This is a genomic window from Sediminihabitans luteus (genome assembly GCF_002797595.1).
GTDB classification, from domain to species: Bacteria; Actinomycetota; Actinomycetes; order Actinomycetales; family Cellulomonadaceae; genus Paraoerskovia; species Paraoerskovia lutea.
In genome coordinates, this window is sequence record NZ_PGFE01000001.1 from 500,294 (window position 1) to 520,168 (window position 19,875).

At 67.8% G+C, this 19,875-nt stretch carries 26 protein-coding genes; all 26 read right to left on the reverse strand.

Annotated elements, in window-relative coordinates; translation table 11 throughout:
• Positions 1 to 239 precede the first annotated feature (239 nt).
• The 26 genes from rplO to CLV28_RS02445 all read right to left on the reverse strand — a co-directional run bounded on the left by rplO (position 240) and on the right by CLV28_RS02445 (position 19,815).
• Positions 240 to 731 (reverse strand): 50S ribosomal protein L15, encoded by a 492-nt coding sequence (gene rplO, locus CLV28_RS02320; protein ID WP_100421667.1) that lies wholly within the window; start codon positions 729 to 731, stop codon positions 240 to 242.
• A 2-nt stretch (positions 732 to 733) separates the two neighbouring features.
• Entirely contained in the window at positions 734 to 916 is a 183-nt protein-coding gene (gene rpmD / locus CLV28_RS02325; protein ID WP_100421668.1) for a 50S ribosomal protein L30, read from the reverse strand.
• Positions 916 to 1,596 carry a 30S ribosomal protein S5 gene (rpsE, locus tag CLV28_RS02330; protein WP_100421669.1) on the reverse strand — a complete coding sequence of 227 codons (681 nt, stop codon included), beginning with the start codon at positions 1,594 to 1,596 and terminating at the stop codon, positions 916 to 918. Before rpsE ends, rpmD begins: the two co-directional genes overlap by 1 nt.
• A gap of 40 nt (positions 1,597 to 1,636) precedes the next feature.
• A complete protein-coding gene (gene rplR / locus CLV28_RS02335) occupies positions 1,637 to 2,008 on the reverse strand; it encodes a 50S ribosomal protein L18 (RefSeq protein WP_100421670.1) in 372 nt (123 codons plus the stop codon).
• Positions 2,008 to 2,544, reverse strand: a complete 537-nt coding sequence (gene rplF, locus CLV28_RS02340) for a 50S ribosomal protein L6 (protein ID WP_100421671.1) — start codon at positions 2,542 to 2,544, stop codon at positions 2,008 to 2,010. Before rplF ends, rplR begins: the two co-directional genes overlap by 1 nt.
• Before the next feature lie 27 nt (positions 2,545 to 2,571).
• Positions 2,572 to 2,970 carry a 30S ribosomal protein S8 gene (gene rpsH / locus CLV28_RS02345; protein WP_100421672.1) on the reverse strand — a complete coding sequence of 133 codons (399 nt, stop codon included), beginning with the start codon at positions 2,968 to 2,970 and terminating at the stop codon, positions 2,572 to 2,574.
• Positions 2,971 to 3,060: 90 nt separating this feature from the next.
• A complete protein-coding gene (locus tag CLV28_RS02350; RefSeq protein WP_100421673.1) occupies positions 3,061 to 3,246 on the reverse strand; it encodes a type Z 30S ribosomal protein S14 in 186 nt (61 codons plus the stop codon).
• Position 3,247: 1 nt separating this feature from the next.
• Complete coding sequence (rplE, locus tag CLV28_RS02355) at positions 3,248 to 3,823, reverse strand: 50S ribosomal protein L5 (protein WP_100421674.1); 576 nt, start codon at positions 3,821 to 3,823, stop codon at positions 3,248 to 3,250.
• Positions 3,823 to 4,164, reverse strand: coding sequence for a 50S ribosomal protein L24 (gene rplX, locus CLV28_RS02360; RefSeq protein WP_100421675.1), 342 nt, complete (start codon positions 4,162 to 4,164; stop codon positions 3,823 to 3,825). Before rplX ends, rplE begins: the two co-directional genes overlap by 1 nt.
• Positions 4,165 to 4,166: 2 nt before the next feature.
• Entirely contained in the window at positions 4,167 to 4,535 is a 369-nt protein-coding gene (gene rplN, locus CLV28_RS02365) for a 50S ribosomal protein L14 (RefSeq protein WP_100421676.1), read from the reverse strand.
• Between the two features lie 182 nt (positions 4,536 to 4,717).
• Positions 4,718 to 5,023: a 30S ribosomal protein S17 gene (gene rpsQ / locus CLV28_RS02370; protein WP_100421677.1), complete on the reverse strand. Its 306-nt coding sequence runs from the start codon at positions 5,021 to 5,023 to the stop codon at positions 4,718 to 4,720.
• Positions 5,024 to 5,030: 7 nt separating this feature from the next.
• Entirely contained in the window at positions 5,031 to 5,270 is a 240-nt protein-coding gene (gene rpmC, locus CLV28_RS02375) for a 50S ribosomal protein L29 (RefSeq protein ID WP_100421678.1), read from the reverse strand.
• On the reverse strand, positions 5,270 to 5,689 hold the full coding sequence (gene rplP / locus CLV28_RS02380) for a 50S ribosomal protein L16 (RefSeq protein ID WP_100421679.1): 420 nt from the start codon (positions 5,687 to 5,689) through the stop codon (positions 5,270 to 5,272). The genes rpmC and rplP overlap by 1 nt, the downstream gene beginning before the upstream one ends.
• A 2-nt stretch (positions 5,690 to 5,691) precedes the next feature.
• Positions 5,692 to 6,531, reverse strand: coding sequence for a 30S ribosomal protein S3 (gene rpsC / locus CLV28_RS02385; protein WP_100421680.1), 840 nt, complete (start codon positions 6,529 to 6,531; stop codon positions 5,692 to 5,694).
• The gene (gene rplV, locus CLV28_RS02390; protein ID WP_100421681.1) at positions 6,531 to 6,902 is read right to left on the reverse strand and encodes a 50S ribosomal protein L22; all 372 of its coding nucleotides are present in this window, start codon (positions 6,900 to 6,902) and stop codon (positions 6,531 to 6,533) included. The genes rpsC and rplV overlap by 1 nt, the downstream gene beginning before the upstream one ends.
• Positions 6,903 to 6,975: 73 nt before the next feature.
• Complete coding sequence (rpsS, locus tag CLV28_RS02395; protein ID WP_012867940.1) at positions 6,976 to 7,257, reverse strand: 30S ribosomal protein S19; 282 nt, start codon at positions 7,255 to 7,257, stop codon at positions 6,976 to 6,978.
• A 15-nt stretch (positions 7,258 to 7,272) separates the two neighbouring features.
• On the reverse strand, positions 7,273 to 8,109 hold the full coding sequence (gene rplB / locus CLV28_RS02400; protein ID WP_100421682.1) for a 50S ribosomal protein L2: 837 nt from the start codon (positions 8,107 to 8,109) through the stop codon (positions 7,273 to 7,275).
• A 31-nt stretch (positions 8,110 to 8,140) separates the two neighbouring features.
• A complete protein-coding gene (rplW, locus tag CLV28_RS02405) occupies positions 8,141 to 8,458 on the reverse strand; it encodes a 50S ribosomal protein L23 (RefSeq protein WP_239073151.1) in 318 nt (105 codons plus the stop codon).
• Positions 8,455 to 9,162, reverse strand: a complete 708-nt coding sequence (gene rplD, locus CLV28_RS02410) for a 50S ribosomal protein L4 (protein WP_100421683.1) — start codon at positions 9,160 to 9,162, stop codon at positions 8,455 to 8,457. Before rplD ends, rplW begins: the two co-directional genes overlap by 4 nt.
• A 5-nt stretch (positions 9,163 to 9,167) precedes the next feature.
• Complete coding sequence (gene rplC, locus CLV28_RS02415; protein WP_100421684.1) at positions 9,168 to 9,830, reverse strand: 50S ribosomal protein L3; 663 nt, start codon at positions 9,828 to 9,830, stop codon at positions 9,168 to 9,170.
• 14 nt (positions 9,831 to 9,844) lie between these two features.
• Positions 9,845 to 10,153: a 30S ribosomal protein S10 gene (gene rpsJ, locus CLV28_RS02420; protein WP_012867945.1), complete on the reverse strand. Its 309-nt coding sequence runs from the start codon at positions 10,151 to 10,153 to the stop codon at positions 9,845 to 9,847.
• A gap of 746 nt (positions 10,154 to 10,899) precedes the next feature.
• On the reverse strand, positions 10,900 to 12,096 hold the full coding sequence (gene tuf / locus CLV28_RS02425; protein WP_100421685.1) for an elongation factor Tu: 1,197 nt from the start codon (positions 12,094 to 12,096) through the stop codon (positions 10,900 to 10,902).
• A 116-nt stretch (positions 12,097 to 12,212) separates the two neighbouring features.
• Positions 12,213 to 14,318, reverse strand: a complete 2,106-nt coding sequence (gene fusA, locus CLV28_RS02430) for an elongation factor G (RefSeq protein ID WP_100421686.1) — start codon at positions 14,316 to 14,318, stop codon at positions 12,213 to 12,215.
• Positions 14,319 to 14,411: 93 nt separating this feature from the next.
• The gene (gene rpsG, locus CLV28_RS02435) at positions 14,412 to 14,882 is read right to left on the reverse strand and encodes a 30S ribosomal protein S7 (protein ID WP_100421687.1); all 471 of its coding nucleotides are present in this window, start codon (positions 14,880 to 14,882) and stop codon (positions 14,412 to 14,414) included.
• Positions 14,882 to 15,256 (reverse strand): 30S ribosomal protein S12, encoded by a 375-nt coding sequence (gene rpsL, locus CLV28_RS02440; protein WP_100421688.1) that lies wholly within the window; start codon positions 15,254 to 15,256, stop codon positions 14,882 to 14,884. The genes rpsG and rpsL overlap by 1 nt, the downstream gene beginning before the upstream one ends.
• Positions 15,257 to 15,936: 680 nt before the next feature.
• Positions 15,937 to 19,815: a DNA-directed RNA polymerase subunit beta' gene (locus CLV28_RS02445; protein WP_100421689.1), complete on the reverse strand. Its 3,879-nt coding sequence runs from the start codon at positions 19,813 to 19,815 to the stop codon at positions 15,937 to 15,939.
• Positions 19,816 to 19,875: the final 60 nt, after the last annotated feature.

The window sequence follows — 19,875 nt, forward strand, 5'->3', positions numbered from 1 at the left end:
CTCCTGGCCCGCCGAAGCGGGAGCTAGTGCGCCGCGAGCGGCGAGAGCTGACACCACCGTGACGGGCGCCACAGGCACCTTAGCCCGTGCTGCACCCTCGTCGATGCGTCATGACAAGTCGAACGGTCAGAGATTCTACGTGCTCCGGGGAGCAGAGCTGCACCCGCGGCCCGTCGGACGGCCCCGGATACGCCGACAGGGCCGGCAGCGCATCGTGCGCCACCGGCCCTGTCAGTCGGTCAGTCCTCCGAGACGGAGCCACCGGCCGCGAGGATCTTCTCCTTCGCGGAACCCGAGTACGCGTCGACCGCGACCTCGAGCTTGACCGTGACCTCGCCGGTACCGAGAACCTTGACGAGCTGGCCCTTGCGGACCGCGCCCTTCGCGACCAGGTCCTCGACGGTGACGGAGCCACCCTCGGGGTACAGCGCGGAGAGCTTGTCCAGGTTCACGACCTGGTACTCGGTGCGGAACGGGTTCTTGAACCCGCGCAGCTTCGGGAGACGCATGTGGAGGGGCATCTGCCCACCCTCGAAGCGCTCCGGAACCTGGTAGCGAGCCTTCGTACCCTTGGTACCGCGACCTGCCGTCTTACCCTTCGACGCCTCACCACGACCCACGCGGGTCTTGGCGGTCTTGGCGCCCGGAGCCGGACGGAGGTGGTGCATCTTCAGCGTGCTGACGGTCTCGGCCGGAGCCTCGACGACGTCCTTCTTGGCCTTCTCAGCCATGATCAGTCGACCTCCTCAACGGCGACGAGGTGCGCCACCGTCGCGACCATGCCGCGGATCTCCGGGCGGTCCTCCTTCACGGCGGTGTCGCCGATCCGCTTGAGGCCCAGAGTGCGCAGCGTGTCGCGCTGGTTCTGCTTGCCGCCGATGGCGGACTTGGTCTGGGTGACCTTGAGACGAGCCATCACGCACCTGCCTCTGCTGCCACGGCCTTGCCCGCAGCCTGCGCACGCAGCAGCGCCGCCGGGGCGACGTGCTCGAGCGGAAGGCCACGACGCGCGGCGACCGACTCCGGCTGCTCCAGGTTACGGAGAGCCTCGACCGTTGCGTGGACGATGTTGATCGCGTTCGACGAACCGAGCGACTTGCTCAGGACGTCGTGGATGCCGGCGCACTCCAGGACGGCGCGCACCGGACCACCGGCGATCACACCGGTACCCGGGGCGGCCGGACGGAGGAACACGACGCCTGCGGCGGCCTCACCCTGGATGGGGTGAGGGATGGTGCCCTGGATGCGGGGGACGCGGAAGAAGCTCTTCTTCGCCTCCTCGACACCCTTGGCGATCGCCGCGGGCACCTCCTTGGCCTTGCCGTAGCCGACGCCGACCTGACCGTCACCGTCGCCGACGACGACGAGGGCGGTGAAGCTGAAGCGACGACCACCCTTGACGACCTTGGAGACACGGTTGATCGTGACGACGCGCTCGACGAAGGCGTTCTTCTCGGCGGCCTCGTTGCGGCGGCCGTCGCGACGACCGCCGTCACGGCCGCCCTGGCCGCGGCGGTCGCCGCGACCGGCCTGGCCGGCCGACTCGTTGGCGGCACCCTGGGGGGCGCCGGTGCTGCTGCGCTGCCCTGCAGCCATCAGAGAATCCTTTGCTTCCGTGCGGAGATGGTGAGCGTCGTCACAGGGCCAGACCGCCTTCGCGGGCCCCGTCGGCGACTGCTGCCACCCGGCCGTGGTACTTGTTGCCACCGCGGTCGAAGACGACCGAGTCGATGCCAGCGGCCTTCGCGCGCTCGGCGACGAGCTCGCCGACCTTGCGGGCCTTGGCGCTCTTGTCGCCCTCGGCCGCACGGACGTCGGCCTCGAGCGTCGAGGCCGAGGCCAGCGTGTGGCCGACGGCGTCGTCCACGACCTGAGCCGTGATGTGACGCGACGAACGGGTCACGACGAGACGCGGACGAGCCGCGGTCCCGACGACCTTCTTGCGCAGGCGCAGGTGGCGACGGCGGCGCGAGACGGCCTTGCCCTTGCCCAGAACCTTGAGAGCCATCACTTACCAGCCTTTCCGACCTTGCGGCGGACGACCTCGCCGGCGTACCGCACACCCTTGCCCTTGTACGGCTCGGGCTTGCGGATCTTGCGAATGTTCGCCGCGACCTCGCCGACCTGCTGCTTGTCGATGCCGGCGACCGAGAACTTGGTCGGCGACTCGACGGCGAAGGAGATGCCCTCCGGCGCAGCGATGACGACGGGGTGGCTGAAACCGAGCGCGAACTCGAGCTCCGAGCCCTTGGCCGCGACGCGGTAACCGGTACCGACGATCTCGAGCTTCTTCTCGTAGCCCTGGGTCACACCGGTGATGATGTTGGCCAGCAGGGTACGGGTCAGGCCGTGCAGCGAGCGCGACGCGCGCTCGTCGTCCGGACGGGACACGACGAGCGTGCCGTCCTCCTGCTCGACCGAGATGGGTGCGGGCACCGTGTGCTCAAGGGTGCCCTTGGGCCCCTTGACCGTGACGAGCGCGCCGCTGATGGTGACGTCCACTCCGGCGGGAACCGGAACGGGGATCTTGCCGATACGAGACATGGCGTATCTCTCCTTTCCGAGTTCCGATTACCAGACGTAGGCGAGGACTTCGCCGCCGACGCCCTTGGAGTGTGCCTGGCGGTCCGTGAGGAGGCCCGACGACGTGGACAGGATCGCCACGCCGAGGCCGCCACGGACGGTCGGCAGCTTGGTCGACTTCGCGTACACGCGAAGACCGGGCTTCGAGACACGGGTGATCCCGACGAGCGAGCGCTCGCGGTTCGGCCCGTACTTGAGCTCGATGGTCAGGTTCTTGCCCACGCGAGCGTCCTCGACGCTCCAGCCGGAGATGTATCCCTCGGCCTGCAGGATCTCAGCAATGTGCGACTTCAGCTTCGAGAACGGCATGGTGACCGTGTCGTGGTGCGCCGAGTTCGCGTTTCGCAGACGCGTCAGCATGTCTGCGATCGGGTCGGTCATCGTCATTGGGCTTCAGCCCTTCCTCGCCGGGGTATCTGACCTGCCGCGCTGTGGCCCCGAGGGGCCGGCGACGTCGTCAGACCTGCGACGTAGTTGTTACCAGCTGCTCTTGGTGACGCCGGGGAGCTCACCACGGTGGGCCATCTCGCGAAGGCACACGCGGCAGAGGCCGAACTTGCGGTACACCGAGTGCGGGCGACCGCACTTCTGGCACCGGGTGTAGGCACGGACCGCGAACTTGGGCTTCGCGGCCGCCTTGTTGACCAGGGCCTTCTTCGCCATGTCAGTTCTCCTTGAAGGGGAAGCCGAGCTGGCGCAGCAGGGAGCGGCCCTCAGCATCGGTCGTCGCGGTCGTGACGACCGTGATGTCCATACCGCGGACACGGTCGATCTTGTCCTGATCGATCTCGTGGAACATCGACTGCTCCGTGAGGCCGAACGTGTAGTTGCCGTGACCGTCGAACTGCTTGGCCGAGAGACCGCGGAAGTCACGGATGCGGGGCAGGGCCGTCGAGAGCAGACGGTCCAGGAACTCCCACATGCGGTCGCCGCGCAGCGTGACGTGCGCGCCGATCGGCATGCCCTCGCGCAGCTTGAACTGCGCGATGGACTTGCGGGCCTTCGTGACCTGCGGCTTCTGACCCGTGATCGCGGTCAGGTCGCGGATCGCGCCCTCGATGAGCTTGGAGTCCTTGGCGGCGTCACCGACACCCATGTTGACGACGATCTTCGACAGACCGGCGACCTGGTTGACGTTGACGTGCCCGAACTCCTCGCGGAGGCCGGCGATGATCTCCTCGCGGTACCGCGACTTGAGGCGCGGCAGGGCGGGGGCTTCGAGCGTGGTGTTCTCGCTCATCAGATGTCCTTCCCGGAACGCTTGGCGACGCGCACGCGAACGGTACGCGTACGGCCGTCACGCTCGACCTCTTCGGTGCGGTACCCGACGCGGGTGCCCTTCTTGGTCTCCGGGTCGACGACCATCACGTTGCTCACGTGGATCGGGGCCTCGACGGTCTCGATGCCGCCGGTGCGGGTGCCGCGCTGCGACTGCCCGACCTTGACGTGCTTCGTGACGCGCTGGACACCCTCGACGACCAGACGGTCGCTGTCCTTGAGGACCTCGAGGACGCGGCCCTGCTTGCCCTTGTCCTTGCCGGAGATGACGACGACGAGGTCGCCCTTCTTGATCTTCGCCATGGTCAGAGCACCTCCGGTGCCAGCGAGATGATCTTCATGAACTTCTTGTCACGAAGCTCGCGACCGACGGGGCCGAAGATGCGCGTACCGCGCGGCTCCCCGTCGTTCTTGAGGATCACGGCGGCGTTCTCGTCGAACTTGATGTAGGAACCGTCCGGACGACGGCGCTCCTTGGCGGTCCGGACGACGACGGCCTTGACCACGTCGCCCTTCTTCACGTTGCCGCCGGGGATCGCGTCCTTGACGGTGGCGACGATGGTGTCGCCGATTCCGGCGTAGCGACGGCCCGAGCCACCGAGAACGCGGATGCAGAGGATTTCCTTCGCACCCGTGTTGTCGGCGACACGAAGTCGCGACTCCTGCTGGATCATGTAGTGAACTCCTGTCGTCGAGCCGGTTCTCGCTGCGCGAGCCTTGCCGAACGGATAGCTGTCAGTGTCAGCCGCTCGCCACTGGCGTGATCGCCTCGGCGGTGGCTGGGTCAGTCACTGGGTGATCGCGGGGAGGGCCGGGTACCAGGATACGGCACCCGGCCCACCGCGATCAGGGGGTACTACTTGGCCTTCTCGAGGATCTCCACGAGCCGGAACCGCTTGGTGGCGGACAGCGGGCGGGTCTCCATGACCAGGACGAGGTCGCCGACGCCGGCAGAGTTCTGCTCGTCGTGCACCTTGACCTTGGTCGTGCGACGGATGACCTTGCCGTAGAGCGGGTGCTTGACCCGGTCCTCGACCTCGATCACCACGGTCTTGTCCATCTTGTCGCTCACCACGTACCCGCGCCGCGTCTTGCGGTTGGCCCGGGCCTCGGTGGGCTGGTCGGCCGCGACGGCGGGCGACTCAGTTGCCTTCTCGCTCATTACAGCCTCACTCACTCGGGCTCGGTGCGGTGCGGATCCCGAGCTCACGCTCACGGATGATCGTGTAGATCCGCGCGATGTCACGACGCACGGCCTTGAGACGGCCGTGGCTCTCCAGCTGGCCGGTGGCCGACTGGAAACGGAGGTTGAAAAGCTCCTCCTTGGCCTTCTTGAGCTCGGCGACGAGACGCTCGTTGTCGAACCCGTCCAGGTTGCTGGTCTCCAGCTCCTTGGTACCGACAGCCATCAGTTGCCACCACCCTCACGCACCACGAAACGGCACTTCATCGGGAGCTTGTGGATCGCGCGGCGCATGGCCTCGCGAGCCAGGTCCTCCGGGACGCCGGCCAGCTCGAAGACGATCCGGCCCGGCTTGACGTTGGCGACCCACCACTCGGGCGAACCCTTACCGGAACCCATGCGGGTCTCGGCAGGCTTCTTCGTGAGCGGACGGTCCGGGTAGATGTTGATCCAGACCTTTCCGCCACGCTTGATGTGACGGGTCATGGCGATACGCGCCGACTCGATCTGACGGTTCGTGACGTACGCAGGCTCGAGAGCCTGGATGCCGTACTCGCCGAAAGCGATCTGCGTGCCGCCCTTGGCCGCGCCGGAGCGCGACGGGTGGTGCTGCTTGCGGTGCTTGACCCTGCGAGGGATCAGCATGGTCAGGCCTCCGTTCCGGACTCAGGGGCCGCGGGTGCCTCGGCCGGGGCGGCCTGCTCTGCAGCAGGAGCCTCGGCGGCACGCTCGGCCGGACGCTCGGAGCCACGACGCGGACCACGACGGTCCCCGCCACGCTCGCCACCGCGGGGGCCGCCACGGCCCTGGCGCGGAGCGGCGGTCGCCTGCTGTGCGGCGAACTCCTTCTCGGTCATGTCGCCCTTGTAGACCCAGACCTTGACGCCGATGCGCCCGAAGGTCGTGCGGGCCTCGAAGAAGCCGTAGTCGATGTTCGCGCGCAGCGTGTGCAGCGGCACACGACCCTCGCGGTAGAACTCCGAGCGGGACATCTCGGCGCCGCCGAGACGACCCGAGACCGCCACGCGGATACCCTTCGCGCCGGCGCGCTGCGCCGACTGGATGCCCTTGCGCATGGCGCGACGGAACGACACACGGCTCGCGAGCTGCTCGGCGATGCCCTGGGCGACCAGCTGAGCGTCGATCTCGGGGTTCTTGACCTCGAGGATGTTCAGCTGGACCTGCTTGCCCGTGAGCTTCTCGAGCTCGCCGCGGATGCGGTCGGCCTCGGCGCCACGGCGACCGATGACGATGCCCGGGCGCGCCGTGTGGATGTCCACGCGGACGCGGTCACGGGTGCGCTCGATCTCGACCTTGGAGATGCCGGCGCGCTCGAGACCCGTGCTCATGAGCTTGCGGATCTGCACGTCCTCGCGGACGTAGTCGCGGTACCGCTGGCCGGGCTTGGTGCTGTCGGCGAACCAGCGCGACCGGTGGTCGGTGGTGATGCCGAGACGGTACCCGTGCGGGTGAACCTTCTGTCCCACTATCGGGCCCTTCCCTTCGTGTCTTCGCGCGGAGCCACGACCACGGTGATGTGGCTGGTCCGCTTGAGGATCTGGCTCGCGCGACCCTGCGCACGAGGCCGGAACCGCTTGAGGGTCGGGCCCTCGTCCACGAACGCCTCCGAGACGACGAGCTCCTGCTCGTCGAACCGGACGCTCGCGTTGTCGGCCTTCACCCGTGCGTTCGCGATCGCGCTCTCCACGACCTTGCGGATCGGCTCGCTCGCAGCCTGGGGTGCGAACTTGAGCACCGCCACGGCCTCAGAGGCCTGCTTGCCACGGATGAGGTCCACGACGCGCCGGGCCTTCTGGGGCGTGACACGGACGAACCGCGCCTGCGCCTTGGCTTCCATTGCTGTCCTGCCTTCTTGTCTCGTTATGACCGTCGGGGTCGTCGCTGCTGTTCTCGCGGGCAGAGCCCACGGATCAGCGGCGACGGCCCTTCTTGTCGTCCTTCACGTGGCCGCGGAAGGTCCGGGTGGGGGCGAACTCGCCGAGCTTGTGGCCGACCATCGACTCGGTGACGAACACCGGAGTGTGCTTGCGGCCGTCGTGCACGGCGAAGGTGTGGCCGAGGAAGTCGGGCGTGATGACCGACCGACGGGACCACGTCTTGATGACGTTCTTGGTCCCCTTCTCGTTCTGCACGTCCACCTTCTTCTGGAGGTGGCCGTCGACGAAGGGGCCCTTCTTGAGGCTGCGTGGCATCTTTCAGGCTCCTTGTCAGCGCTTCTTGCCGGTGCGGCGGCGGCGGACGATCATCTTGTCGCTCGCCTTGTTCGGACGACGGGTACGGCCCTCGGGCTGGCCCCACGGGCTCACCGGGTGACGTCCACCGGACGTCTTGCCCTCACCACCACCGTGCGGGTGGTCGATCGGGTTCATGGCGACACCGCGGACGGTCGGGCGCTTGCCCTTCCAGCGCATACGGCCGGCCTTGCCCCAGTTGATGTTCGACTGCTCGGCGTTGCCGACCTCGCCGATGGTCGCGCGGCAGCGCAGGTCGACGTTGCGGATCTCGCCGGACGGCATACGCAGCTGGGCGTAGGGGCCGTCCTTGGCGACGAGCTGCACCGAGGCGCCGGCCGAACGGGCGATCTTCGCACCGCCACCGGGCCGCAGCTCGATGGCGTGGATGACCGTACCGGTCGGGATGTTGCGCAGCGGCAGGTTGTTGCCGGGCTTGATGTCGGCCCCGGCACCGTTCTCGATCATGTCGCCCTGCTTGAGCTTGTTCGGCGCGACGATGTAACGCTTCTCGCCGTCCGCGTAGTGCAGGAGCGCGATGCGCGCGGTGCGGTTGGGGTCGTACTCGATGTGTGCGACCTTCGCCGGCACGCCGTCCTTGTCGTGACGACGGAAGTCGATCACGCGGTAGGCGCGCTTGTGGCCACCGCCCTTGTGGCGGGTCGTGATGCGACCGGAGTTGTTGCGGCCACCCGTCTTCGACAGGGGACGGACCAGCGACTTCTCCGGCTGCGAGCGCGTGACCTCGACGAAGTCGGCGACGCTCGAGCCGCGGCGGCCTGGCGTCGTCGGCTTGTACTTACGGATTCCCATGGGGATCTGTCCTCAATCTGCTCTCGTCGGCTCAGCCGAAGATGTCGATCGTGCCCTCGCGGAGGGTGACGATCGCACGCTTGGTGTCCTTGCGCTTACCGAGACCGAACCGCGTACGACGGGCCTTGCCCTTGCGGTTGATCGTGTTGACCGACTTGACCTTGACGTCGAAGACCTTCTCGACGGCGATCTTGATCTCGGTCTTGTTCGCGCTCGGGTGCACGATGAAGGTGTACTTGCCCTCGTCGAGCAGCCCGTAGCTCTTCTCCGAGACGACCGGCGCGATCAGGATGTCGCGCGGGTCCTTCGGGATGACGATCCGCTCGGGAGCGGTGTTCTCGGCGCTCACTTGGCGTCCTCCTCGGTAGCGACGGTCTCGTCGGCCTCGGTGGACGTGGCGACGGCCTTCGCGGAGCGACCAGCGGCCGGCCCGGCGAGGAACGCGGCGAGCGCGCCCTCGGTGAAGACGACGTCGTCGGAGACGAGCACGTCGTAGGTGTTCAGCTGGTCGGCGACCAGGAGGTGCACCTGCTCGACGTTGCGCAGCGACTTGAGCGAGAGCTCGTCGCCACGCTCGAGCACCACGAGCACGTTCGGGCGCGGCGACAGGGTCGCGATCGTCGCCAGAGCGGACTTGGTCGAGGGCACGCCGTCGATGCCGAAGCCCGACACGACGTGCACGCGACCGGCGCGAGCCCGGTCGGAGAGCGCACCGCGGAGCGCGGCAGCCTTCATCTTCTTGGGCGTCCGCTGGTCGTAGCTGCGCGGCTGCGGGCCGTGGACGGTGCCACCACCGGCGAACTGCGGAGCACGCGTCGAACCCTGACGGGCTCGGCCGGTGCCCTTCTGCTTGTACGGCTTGCGCCCACCACCGCGGACCTCGCCGCGGGTCTTGGTCGAGGCGGTGCCCTGACGCGCGGCAGCGCGCTGGGCGACGACGACCTGGTGGATCAGCGGGACGTTCGTCTGGACGTCGAACACCTCGGCGGGGAGGTCGGCGGTGCCGGCCTTCGCGCCCTTGGCGTCGAGGACGTCAACAGTCTGTGCAGCCATGAGTGTCAGGCTCCCTTCACGGCGCTGCGCACGAGAACGACGCCGCCCTTGGGGCCGGGCACTGCGCCCTTGACGAGCAGCAGACCCTTCTCGGCGTCGACCGCGTGGAGGGTCAGGTTCTGCGTGGTCTGACGGTCGAAGCCCATCCGACCCGCCATGCGCACACCCTTGAACACGCGCGACGGGGTCGAGGCCCCACCGATCGAGCCGGGCTTGCGGTGGTTGCGGTGAGCACCGTGCGAGGCGCCGACGCCGGAGAAGCCGTGACGCTTCATCACACCGGCGGTGCCCTTGCCCTTGGTGGTCCCGATGACGTCGACCTTCACGCCGGCCTCGAAGGCCGCCGCGCTGATCTCCTGGCCGAGCGTGAACTCGGCGGCGTCGCTCGTGCGGACCTCGGTCACGTGACGGCGCGGCGTGACGCCGGCCTTCTCGAAGTGACCCTTGAGGGGCTTGGTGACCTTGCGCGGATCGATCTGGCCTGCGGCCAGCTGGATCGCGGCGTAGCCGTCGGCGTCCGCGGAGCGGACCTGCGTCACCACGTTCGTGGGGACGGCCACGACGGTCACGGGCACGAGGCGACCGGCCTCGTCCCAGACCTGGGTCATCCCGAGCTTGGTCCCGAGCACGGCCTTCACGGCGCGTGCGTTCTGCTGGGGGGTAGTCATGATGTCCTCCAGCCTCAGAGCTTGATCTCGATGTTCACGTCCGCAGGCAGGTCGAGTCGCATGAGCGAGTCGACGGCCTTCGGCGTGGGATCGATGATGTCGATCAGCCGCTTGTGCGTGCGCATCTCGAAGTGCTCGCGGCTGTCCTTGTACTTGTGAGGCGATCGGATGACGCAGAAGACGTTCTTCTCCGTCGGCAGCGGCACCGGGCCCACGACCGTTGCACCAGCGCGGGTGACAGTGTCGACGATCTTGCGCGCCGAGCTGTCAATCACCTCGTGGTCGTAGGACTTGAGCCGGATGCGGATCTTCTGTCCCGCCATGGCGTCGTCTGACTCTCTCTCTCGAACCGCTAGCTGTCCGACCCCCGCGCTCGGGCGTGTCGCGTAGTGCGACCCACCTCGACGCGCACACCAGCATGATGTGGGGCCGTTGGATATGCGTCACGCCGTGCCCCGCCGGCGAACCGGTGGACGCGGCAGCGTGCCGCAACGTTTTCAGCCTGTCTCAGAACGTGTGTTCCGCGATGCGCTCGATCCTCGTCGACAGCGAGCTCAACCCGCGGCCTCGGCCGCAGCGCCTCGGTTCCCCCGAGGGCGGTTCAACACACTGTTCGAAACTTGAAAGAGCGCGCCCGTAACAGGCAACCTGACTATCTTGACACACCCGCGGCCTGAATCCAAGCCCGCCCGGGTGTGACCTCGGTCCCCCGATCCATGTCTCCGTGGTACCACCCTCGCGCCGCGCCCGTCCGAACGGTCGGACGGCGCGTGGCCGGCCTGTCGGGAGACGACGTGACCGGCGTCCGGCACGGGAACGGGCACGGGCACCCACGGGACCAGACCCTCGGGACCGGGCCCGCAAGGGATCTCCACACGAGGGCTCCCCGCACGAAGGCCCTGCACGAGGGCTCTGCACGAGGAACGTGCACGAGGCTTCTGCACGCGAGGACCGCCCGAGGGCAGGAGCGCGTGCAGGGGGACGCACGGAGGCCCGGCCCCCCGAGGGGTGCCGGGCCTCCGCCGGTGCTGATCCCCGGCCGGCGGACCGGCCGGGGATCAGCGGGAGATCACTTGAGGATCTTGGTGACGCGGCCCGAGCCCACGGTGCGGCCACCCTCACGGATGGCGAAGCCGAGGCCCTCCTCCATGGCGATCGGCTGGATCAGCTCGACCGTCATCTCGGTGTTGTCGCCGGGCATGACCATCTCGGTGCCCTCGGGCAGCGTGATGACGCCGGTGACGTCCGTGGTGCGGAAGTAGAACTGCGGGCGGTAGTTCGAGTAGAACGGGTTGTGACGCCCGCCCTCGTCCTTGCCGAGGATGTAGACCTGGGCCTCGAACTGCGTGTGCGGCGTGATCGAGCCGGGCTTGACCAGGACCTGGCCACGCTCGACGTCCTCGCGCTTGATGCCGCGCAGGAGCAGACCGGTGTTGTCGCCGGCCTGGGCCTGGTCCATCGACTTGTGGAACGTCTCGATGCCCGTGACCGTGGTCTTCTGCGGCGCGCGGATACCGACGATCTCGATCTCCGAGTTGATGTCGAGCGTGCCACGCTCGACCTTGCCGGTGACGACGGTGCCACGACCGGTGATCGTGAAGACGTCCTCGACGGGCATGAGGAACGGCTTGTCGAGCTCGCGCTCCGGCTCCGGGACGTTCTCGTCCACGGCCGTCATGAGCTCGAGAACCTTCTCGACCCACTTCTCGTCGCCCTCGAGCGCCTTGAGGCCCGAGACCTGCACGACGGGAGCGTTGTCGCCGTCGAAGCCCTGGCTCGACAGCAGCTCACGGACCTCCATCTCGACGAGCTCGAGGATCTCCTCGTCGTCGACCATGTCGGACTTGTTGAGCGCGACGAGCAGGTAGGGCACGCCGACCTGACGGGCGAGCAGGACGTGCTCACGCGTCTGGGCCATCGGGCCGTCGGTCGCGGCGACCACGAGGATGGCGCCGTCCATCTGCGCCGCACCCGTGATCATGTTCTTGATGTAGTCGGCGTGACCCGGAGCGTCGACGTGCGCGTAGTGGCGCGCAGGCGTCTCGTACTCGATGTGCGCGATGTTGATCGTGATACCGCGCTGCTTCTCCTCCGGCGCCGCGTCGATCTCGTCGAAGTTGCGCTGCTTGTTCGCCGGCAGGTCGCCGTACTTGTCAGCGAGCGTCTTCGAGATCGCAGCCGTCAGCGTCGTCTTACCGTGGTCAACGTGACCAATGGTGCCGATGTTGACGTGCGGCTTGGTCCGCTCGAACTTGGCCTTCGCCACTGGGGTCCTCCTGGGACTTGGGTAGTTGTGCCGAACGATGCAGATGCGAGATGCATCTGCGGGGCGTGCGGGTCGCTACAGGTTGATGGGTGGTGCAGGGGTCGACCTGTGGGGACTCACTCGCCCCGGGTCTTCTTGATGATCTCTTCGGCAACTGCCCGAGGAACCTCGGAGTAGCTGTCGAACTGCATCGAGTACACCGCACGGCCCTGCGTCTTGGAACGCAGGTCACCGATGTACCCGAACATCTCTGACAACGGTACCTGGGCGCGCACGACCTTCACACCCGTCGCGTCCTCCATGGACTGGATCATTCCACGACGTGAGTTCAGGTCGCCGATGACGTCGCCCATGTACTCCTCGGGCGTGCGCACCTCGACCGCCATGACCGGCTCCAGCAGGACCGGGTCGGCGCGCTTGACGCCCTCCTTCAGGACCTGGGTACCGGCGATCTTGAACGCCATCTCCGACGAGTCGACGTCGTGGTAGGCGCCGTCGAGCAGGATGGCCTTGACGCCGACGAGCGGGAAGCCCGCGAGCACGCCGTGCTGCATCGCAGCCTGGATGCCGGCGTCGACCGAGGGGATGTACTCACGCGGGATGCGACCACCGGTGACGGCGTTCTCGAACTCGTAGAGCTCGCCACCCTCGGTCATGTCGAGCGGCTCGAAGGTCACCTGGACCTTGGCGAACTGACCCGAACCACCGGTCTGCTTCTTGTGCGTGTAGTCGATCTTCTCGGCCGTGCGGCGGATCGTCTCGCGGTACGCGACCTGCGGCTTGCCGACGTTGGCCTCGACCTTGAACTCGCGACGCATGCGGTCGACGAGGATGTCGAGGTGGAGCTCGCCCATGCCGCCGATGACGGTCTGGCCGGTCTCCTCGTCGAGCTTGACGCGGAAGGTCGGGTCCTCCTCGGCGAGCTTCTGGATGGCGACCGAGAGCTTCTCCTGGTCACCCTTCGTCTTCGGCTCGATGGCCACGTCGATGACGGGCTCCGGGAAGGTCATCGACTCGAGGATCACCGGCGCGTCGAGCGCGCTCAGCGTGTCACCCGTGGTGACGTCCTTGAGGCCGATGAAGGCGTAGATGTGGCCGGCCGTGGCCTCCTCGACCGGGTTCTCCTTGTTGGAGTGCATCTGGAAGAGCTTCCCGATGCGCTCCTTCTTGCCCTTGGTCGAGTTGAGCACCTGGGCGCCCTGCGCGACCTTGCCCGAGTAGACCCGGACGTAGGTGAGCTTGCCGAAGAACGGGTGCGTGGCGACCTTGAACGCGAGGGCCGAGAACGGCTCGTTCGCGTCGGGGTGGCGCTGGATCGTGACCGTCTCGTCCTTGACGTCGAGGCCGTCCACGGCCGGGACGTCGAGGGGGGTGGGGAGGTAGTCGATGACCGCGTCGAGCATGGGCTGGACGCCCTTGTTCTTGAACGCGGAGCCGCACAGGACCGGGAACGCCTCGCTCGCGATGACGAGCTTGCGGATGCCGGCCTTGATCTCGGCGATCGAGATCTCCTCGCCACCGAGGAACTTCTCGAGCAACTCGTCGTCGGCCTCGGCGACGGCCTCCACGAGCTCGGCCCGGTACTGCTCGGCCTTCTCCTGGAGGTCGGCCGGGATCTCCTCGATGTCGTACGCCTCGCCGAGCTTGGTCTCGCCGTGCCAGACGAGCGCCTTCATCTCGAGCAGGTCGACGACGCCGGTGAAGTCGTTCTCGGAGCCGATCGGCAGCTGGATGACCAGCGGCTTGGCCTTGAGGCGGTTGATGATGGTGTCGACGGTGAAGTAGAAGTCCGCACCGAGCTTGTCCATCTTGTTGACGAAGCAGATGCGCGGGACGTTGTACTTGTCCGCCTGGCGCCAGACCGTCTCGGACTGGGGCTCGACGCCCTCCTTGCCGTCGAAGACAGCGACGGCGCCGTCGAGCACGCGCAGCGAGCGCTCGACCTCGACCGTGAAGTCCACGTGGCCCGGGGTGTCGATGATGTTGATCTGGTTGTTCTTCCAGTAGCAGGTCGTCGCGGCGGACGTGATCGTGATGCCGCGCTCCTGCTCCTGCTCCATCCAGTCCATCGTCGACGCACCGTCGTGCGTCTCACCGATCTTGTAGTTGACCCCGGTGTAGAACAGGATCCGCTCGGTGGTCGTCGTCTTCCCGGCATCGATGTGGGCCATGATGCCGATGTTGCGGACCTTGTTCAGGTCGGTCAGCACGTCAAGTGCCACGGTGAGTTCCCTTGGGTCGTGGGGTGGGTCGGGTGCGCAGGCCGCGTGGGCCCGGGGCCGGCGTCGGTTCGTGCTCGACGCCGGCCCTCGGGGTCACCAGCGGTAGTGCGCGAAGGCCTTGTTGGAGTCGGCCATCTTGTGCATGTCCTCGCGACGCTTGACCGCGGCACCGAGGCCGTTGCTCGCGTCGAGGATCTCGTTCATCAGACGCTCGGTCATCGTCTTCTCGCGACGGGCGCGCGAGTAGTCGGTGAGCCAGCGCAGGGCCAGCGTCGTGGCGCGCACGGGGCGGACCTCGACGGGCACCTGGTAGGTCGCGCCACCGACGCGGCGGCTGCGGACCTCGAGCGCGGGGCGCACGTTGTCGAGCGCACGCTTGAGCACGACGACCGGGTCGCCGTCGACCTTCGCACGGACGCCCTCGAGCGCGCCGTAGACGATGGCCTCGGCCGTGGACTTCTTGCCGTCGAGCATGATCTTGTTGATCATCTGCGTGACGACCGGGGACCCGTAGACCGGGTCGACGATGAGCGGCCGCTTCGGGGCCGGACCCTTGCGAGGCATTAGCTCTTCTCCTTCTTGGCGCCGTAGCGGCTACGAGCCTGCTTGCGACCCTTCACGCCCTGCGTGTCGAGCGCGCCGCGGACGATCTTGTAGCGCACACCCGGGAGGTCCTTCACACGACCGCCGCGCACGAGCACGATGGAGTGCTCCTGGAGGTTGTGGCCGACGCCGGGGATGTAGGCCGTGACCTCGACCTGGGAGGAGAGCTTGACGCGCGCGACCTTGCGGAGCGCGGAGTTCGGCTTCTTGGGGGTGGTGGTGTACACACGCGTGCACACGCCGCGCCGCTGCGGGGAACCCTTGAGGGCGGGAGTCTTGGACTTCCCGACCTTCGAGGTCCGCCCCTTGCGGACGAGCTGCTGGATCGTAGGCACTACGGCTCCGGTCTTCTCGAACTGCTCGGGGCCGCAGCCCCGACGGGTGGTCTGGCGGAGCCGACAGCACGACGTCCGCGCAACGCTCGCGTCGCGACAGCCACCTACCACCGGCTCGATGGTCCGGGGCTCTGCGCCGCAGCAGGCTGCGGGTCGAGCTCCGGAGCGCCCGGGCACTCACATCACGCCCTGCGGAGCTGTTCGGCGCGGTGCCCGGGGCGACCCGAGAGGACTCGGATCGGCGGGACGCGTCCACCCCGGCGACCGGGGTGCGCGACCCGGGGGTCGCGCCGACATCTTCTGGTGGGTCCGGTTGCACCGGGTTCGACCAGTTCTGTCGTGTGGAACAGCACGAAGGGCCCGACGGCGCGGGCACGGCCTCCAACGTTACTCTCCGAGGCTGCACGAGTCAACGTGCGCCCGGCCACACGCGGCGACATGCCGCGAGGGAGACACCGCGAGAGCGGTACCGCGGATCCGGGCCGGCGAGAGCGGTACCGCGTCGGGAGGGTCTCAGGTCCGTACGCCGTACGGCGCTACTGGACGCCACGGCTCCCCTGCCGTCCGACAAGCCACTGCGAGCCACGACGGCCCCGGACCCGGCGCCCGAACGCCGCGAGGCGCGGCACCCGAAGGTGCCGCGCCTCGCGGTCCAGCTCGCCGGCCGTGGCCGGCGTCGATCAGCGGAAGTCGCCGAAGTCGAGGTCCTCGAGCGGGATCGCCTCGCCGGAGCCCATGCCGAGCGCCGGGAAGTCGATCTCGTCGTAGCCGAAGCTCGGGTAGAGCTCCGTCTTCGCCTCCTCCGTCGGCTCGACGTCGACCTGGCCATAGCGCGGGAGACCCGTGCCGGCCGGGATGAGCTTACCGATGATGACGTTCTCCTTGAGGCCCAGCAGCGGGTCGCGGCGACCGCTCATGGCGGCCTCCGTGAGCACGCGCGTGGTCTCCTGGAACGACGCGGCCGAGAGCCACGAGTCGGTCGCGAGCGACGCCTTCGTGATGCCCATGAGCTCCGGACGACCGGCCGCGGGCGTGCCGCCCTCGGCGACCGTCGCACGGTTGGCGTCCTCGAACTTGGTGCGCTCCGCGAGCTCGCCCGGCAGGAGCCGGGAGTTGCTCGAGTCGAGCACCGTGACGCGCCGCAGCATCTGCCGGACGATGACCTCGATGTGCTTGTCGTGGATGTCCACGCCCTGCGAGCGGTAGACCTCCTGGACCTCGTCCACGAGGTGCTTCTGCGTCGCGCGCGGGCCGAGGATGCGCAGGACCTTCTTGGGGTCCACCGCACCCTGGACGAGCTGCGTGCCGACCTCGACGTGGTCGCCGTCGTTGATGAGCAGGCGCGCACGCTTGGTCACCGGGTAGGCGATCTCCTCCGAGCCGTCGTCCGGCGTGAGCACCAGACGGCGCGAACGCTCCGAGTCGTCGATGACGACGCGGCCCGAGAACTCGGCGATGGGCGCCTCACCCTTGGGGGTGCGGGCCTCGAAGAGCTCCGTGACACGCGGCAGACCCTGCGTGATGTCGTCGGCCGAGGCCACACCACCGGTGTGGAAGGTACGCATCGTGAGCTGCGTGCCGGGCTCACCGATCGACTGGGCCGCGATGATGCCGACGGCCTCGCCGATGTCGACGAGCTTGCCGGTCGCGAGCGACCGGCCGTAGCACTTGGCGCACGTGCCGACGCGCGACTCGCAGGTCAGGACCGAGCGGACCTTGACCGTGTCGACGCCCGCCGCGAGCAGACGCTCGATGACGTCGTCGCCCGCGTCGTCGCCCGCACCCGCGATGACGTTGCCGTCCTTGTCGGACACCTCGGTCGCGAGGGTGCGCGAGTAGATGCTCGTCTCGACCTTCGGGTGCTCCACGAGCGACCCGTCGGCGAGGCGCTCGCCCACCGGCAGGTTGAGGCCGCGCTCGGTGCCGCAGTCCTCCTCGCGGATGATGACGTCCTGCGAGACGTCCACCAGACGACGGGTCAGGTAGCCCGAGTCGGCGGTACGCAGGGCGGTGTCCGCGAGGCCCTTGCGGGCACCGTGCGTCGCGATGAAGTACTCGAGGACGGACAGGCCCTCGCGGTAGTTGGACTTGATCGGGCGAGGGATGATCTCACCCTTCGGGTTCGCCACGAGACCGCGCATACCGGCGATCTGACGGACCTGCATCCAGTTACCACGCGCGCCCGAGCCCACCATGCGGAACACGGTGTTGCGGTCGTTCGCCTCGAGGTTCTTGCGCATCGACGACGCGACCTTGTCGGTCGCCTGGGTCCAGATCTCGATGAGCTCCTGGCGGCGCTCGTCGTCCGTGATCAGACCCTTGTCGAACTCCTGCTGGACCTTGAGCGCCTTGGCCTCGTGCTCCTCGAGGATCTCGGCCTTGGCGCTCGGCGTCGCGACGTCCGAGATCGCGATCGTCACGCCCGAGCGCGTCGCCCACCGGAAGCCGGCGGCCTTGAGCGCGTCGAGCGAGGCGGCGACCTCGACCTTGGGGTAGCGCTCGGCGAGCGCGTTGACGATCGTCGAGAGCTTCTTCTTGTCGACCACGCCGTTGACGTAGCCGTACGAGACGGGGAGCGTCTCGTTGAAGAGCGCGCGGCCCAGCGTCGTCGAGAACACGAACGACTCGCCCGGGACGAAGCCCTCGGGGGCGTCGCCCTCGTCGAACACGAGGCCGTCCATGCGGATCTTGACGACCGCGTTCAGGTCGAGCGTGCCCTGGTCGAACGCCATGACGGCCTCGGCCACCGACGAGAACGCGCGGCCCTCGCCCTCGGCGCCGTCCTTGTCGCTCGTCAGGTGGAACAGACCGATGATCATGTCCTGCGAGGGCATGGTCACCGGACGGCCGTCCGACGGCTTGAGGATGTTGTTGCTCGAGAGCATGAGGATGCGGGCCTCGGCCTGCGCCTCTGCGCTCAGGGGCAGGTGGACCGCCATCTGGTCACCGTCGAAGTCGGCGTTGAACGCGCCGCACACGAGCGGGTGCAGGTGGATGGCCTTGCCCTCGACGAGCTGCGGCTCGAACGCCTGGATACCCAGGCGGTGCAGCGTGGGTGCACGGTTGAGCAGCACGGGGTGCTCGGTGATGACCTCTTCGAGGACGTCCCACACGACCGGGCGCGCGCGCTCGACCATGCGCTTGGCCGACTTGATGTTCTGCGCGTGGTTGAGGTCCACGAGGCGCTTCATCACGAACGGCTTGAACAGCTCGAGAGCCATCTGCTTGGGCAGACCGCACTGGTGCAGCTTGAGCTGCGGGCCGACCACGATGACCGAACGGCCCGAGTAGTCGACGCGCTTGCCGAGCAGGTTCTGACGGAAACGACCCTGCTTGCCCTTGAGCATGTCGGAGATCGACTTGAGCGGGCGGTTGCCCGGACCGGTCACCGGGCGTCCACGACGGCCGTTGTCGAACAGCGAGTCGACGGCCTCCTGGAGCATCCGCTTCTCGTTGTTGACGATGATCTCCGGCGCACCCAGGTCGAGCAGGCGCTTGAGCCGGTTGTTGCGGTTGATCACGCGGCGGTACAGGTCGTTGAGGTCCGACGTCGCGAACCGGCCACCGTCGAGCTGCACCATGGGGCGCAGGTCCGGCGGGATGACCGGGACGGCGTCGAGCACCATGCCGGTCGGCGAGTTCGTCGTCGTCAGGAACGCGTTGACGACCTTGAGGCGCTTGAGGGCACGCGTCTTGCGCTGGCCCTTGCCCGTCGTGATGATCTCGCGCAGCGACGCGGCCTCGGCCTCGAGGTCGAAGTCCTGCAGGCGCTTCTGGATCGCGGCAGCGCCCATCGACCCCTCGAAGTAGGTGCCGTAGCGGTCCTGCAGCGAGCGGTAGAGCATCTCGTCGCCCTCGAGGTCGGCGACCTTGAGGTTCTTGAAGCGGTCCCAGACCTGCTCGAGGCGGTCGAGCTCGGCGTCGGCACGCTTGCGCAGCTGCGCCATCTCGCGCTCGGCCGAGTCGCGCACCTTGCGGCGCGCGTCGGCCTTCGCACCCTCGGCCTCGAGCTCGGCCAGGTCGGCCTCGAGGCGCTGGGCGCGCGCGTTGATGTCGTTGTCGCGGCGGTCCGCGATCTCCTTCTTCTCCAGGTCGATCTCGTTCTGGAGGTTCGGCAGGTCCTCCTGGCGACCGTCCACGTCGACCGACGTGATCATGTACGCCGCGAAGTAGATGACCTTCTCGAGGTCCTTCGGGGCGAGGTCCAGCAGGTAGCCCAGGCGCGAGGGCACACCCTTGAAGAACCAGATGTGGGTCACGGGCGCGGCGAGCTCGATGTGGCCCATGCGCTCACGGCGCACCTTCGAGCGCGTCACCTCGACGCCGCAGCGCTCGCAGATGATGCCCTTGAAGCGCACGCGCTTGTACTTGCCGCAGTAGCACTCCCAGTCCCGGGTGGGGCCGAAGATCTTCTCGCAGAAGAGGCCGTCCTTCTCGGGCTTGAGGGTGCGGTAGTTGATGGTCTCGGGCTTCTTGACCTCACCGTGCGACCAGGCACGGATGTCATCGGCAGTGGCCAGTCCGATGCGCAGCTCGTCGAAGACATTGACGTCGAGCAAGGTGTCCTACTTCCTTCGTAGCCGACCGGTGCGTGGTGCCCGGTCGGCGCGGTGGAGTTC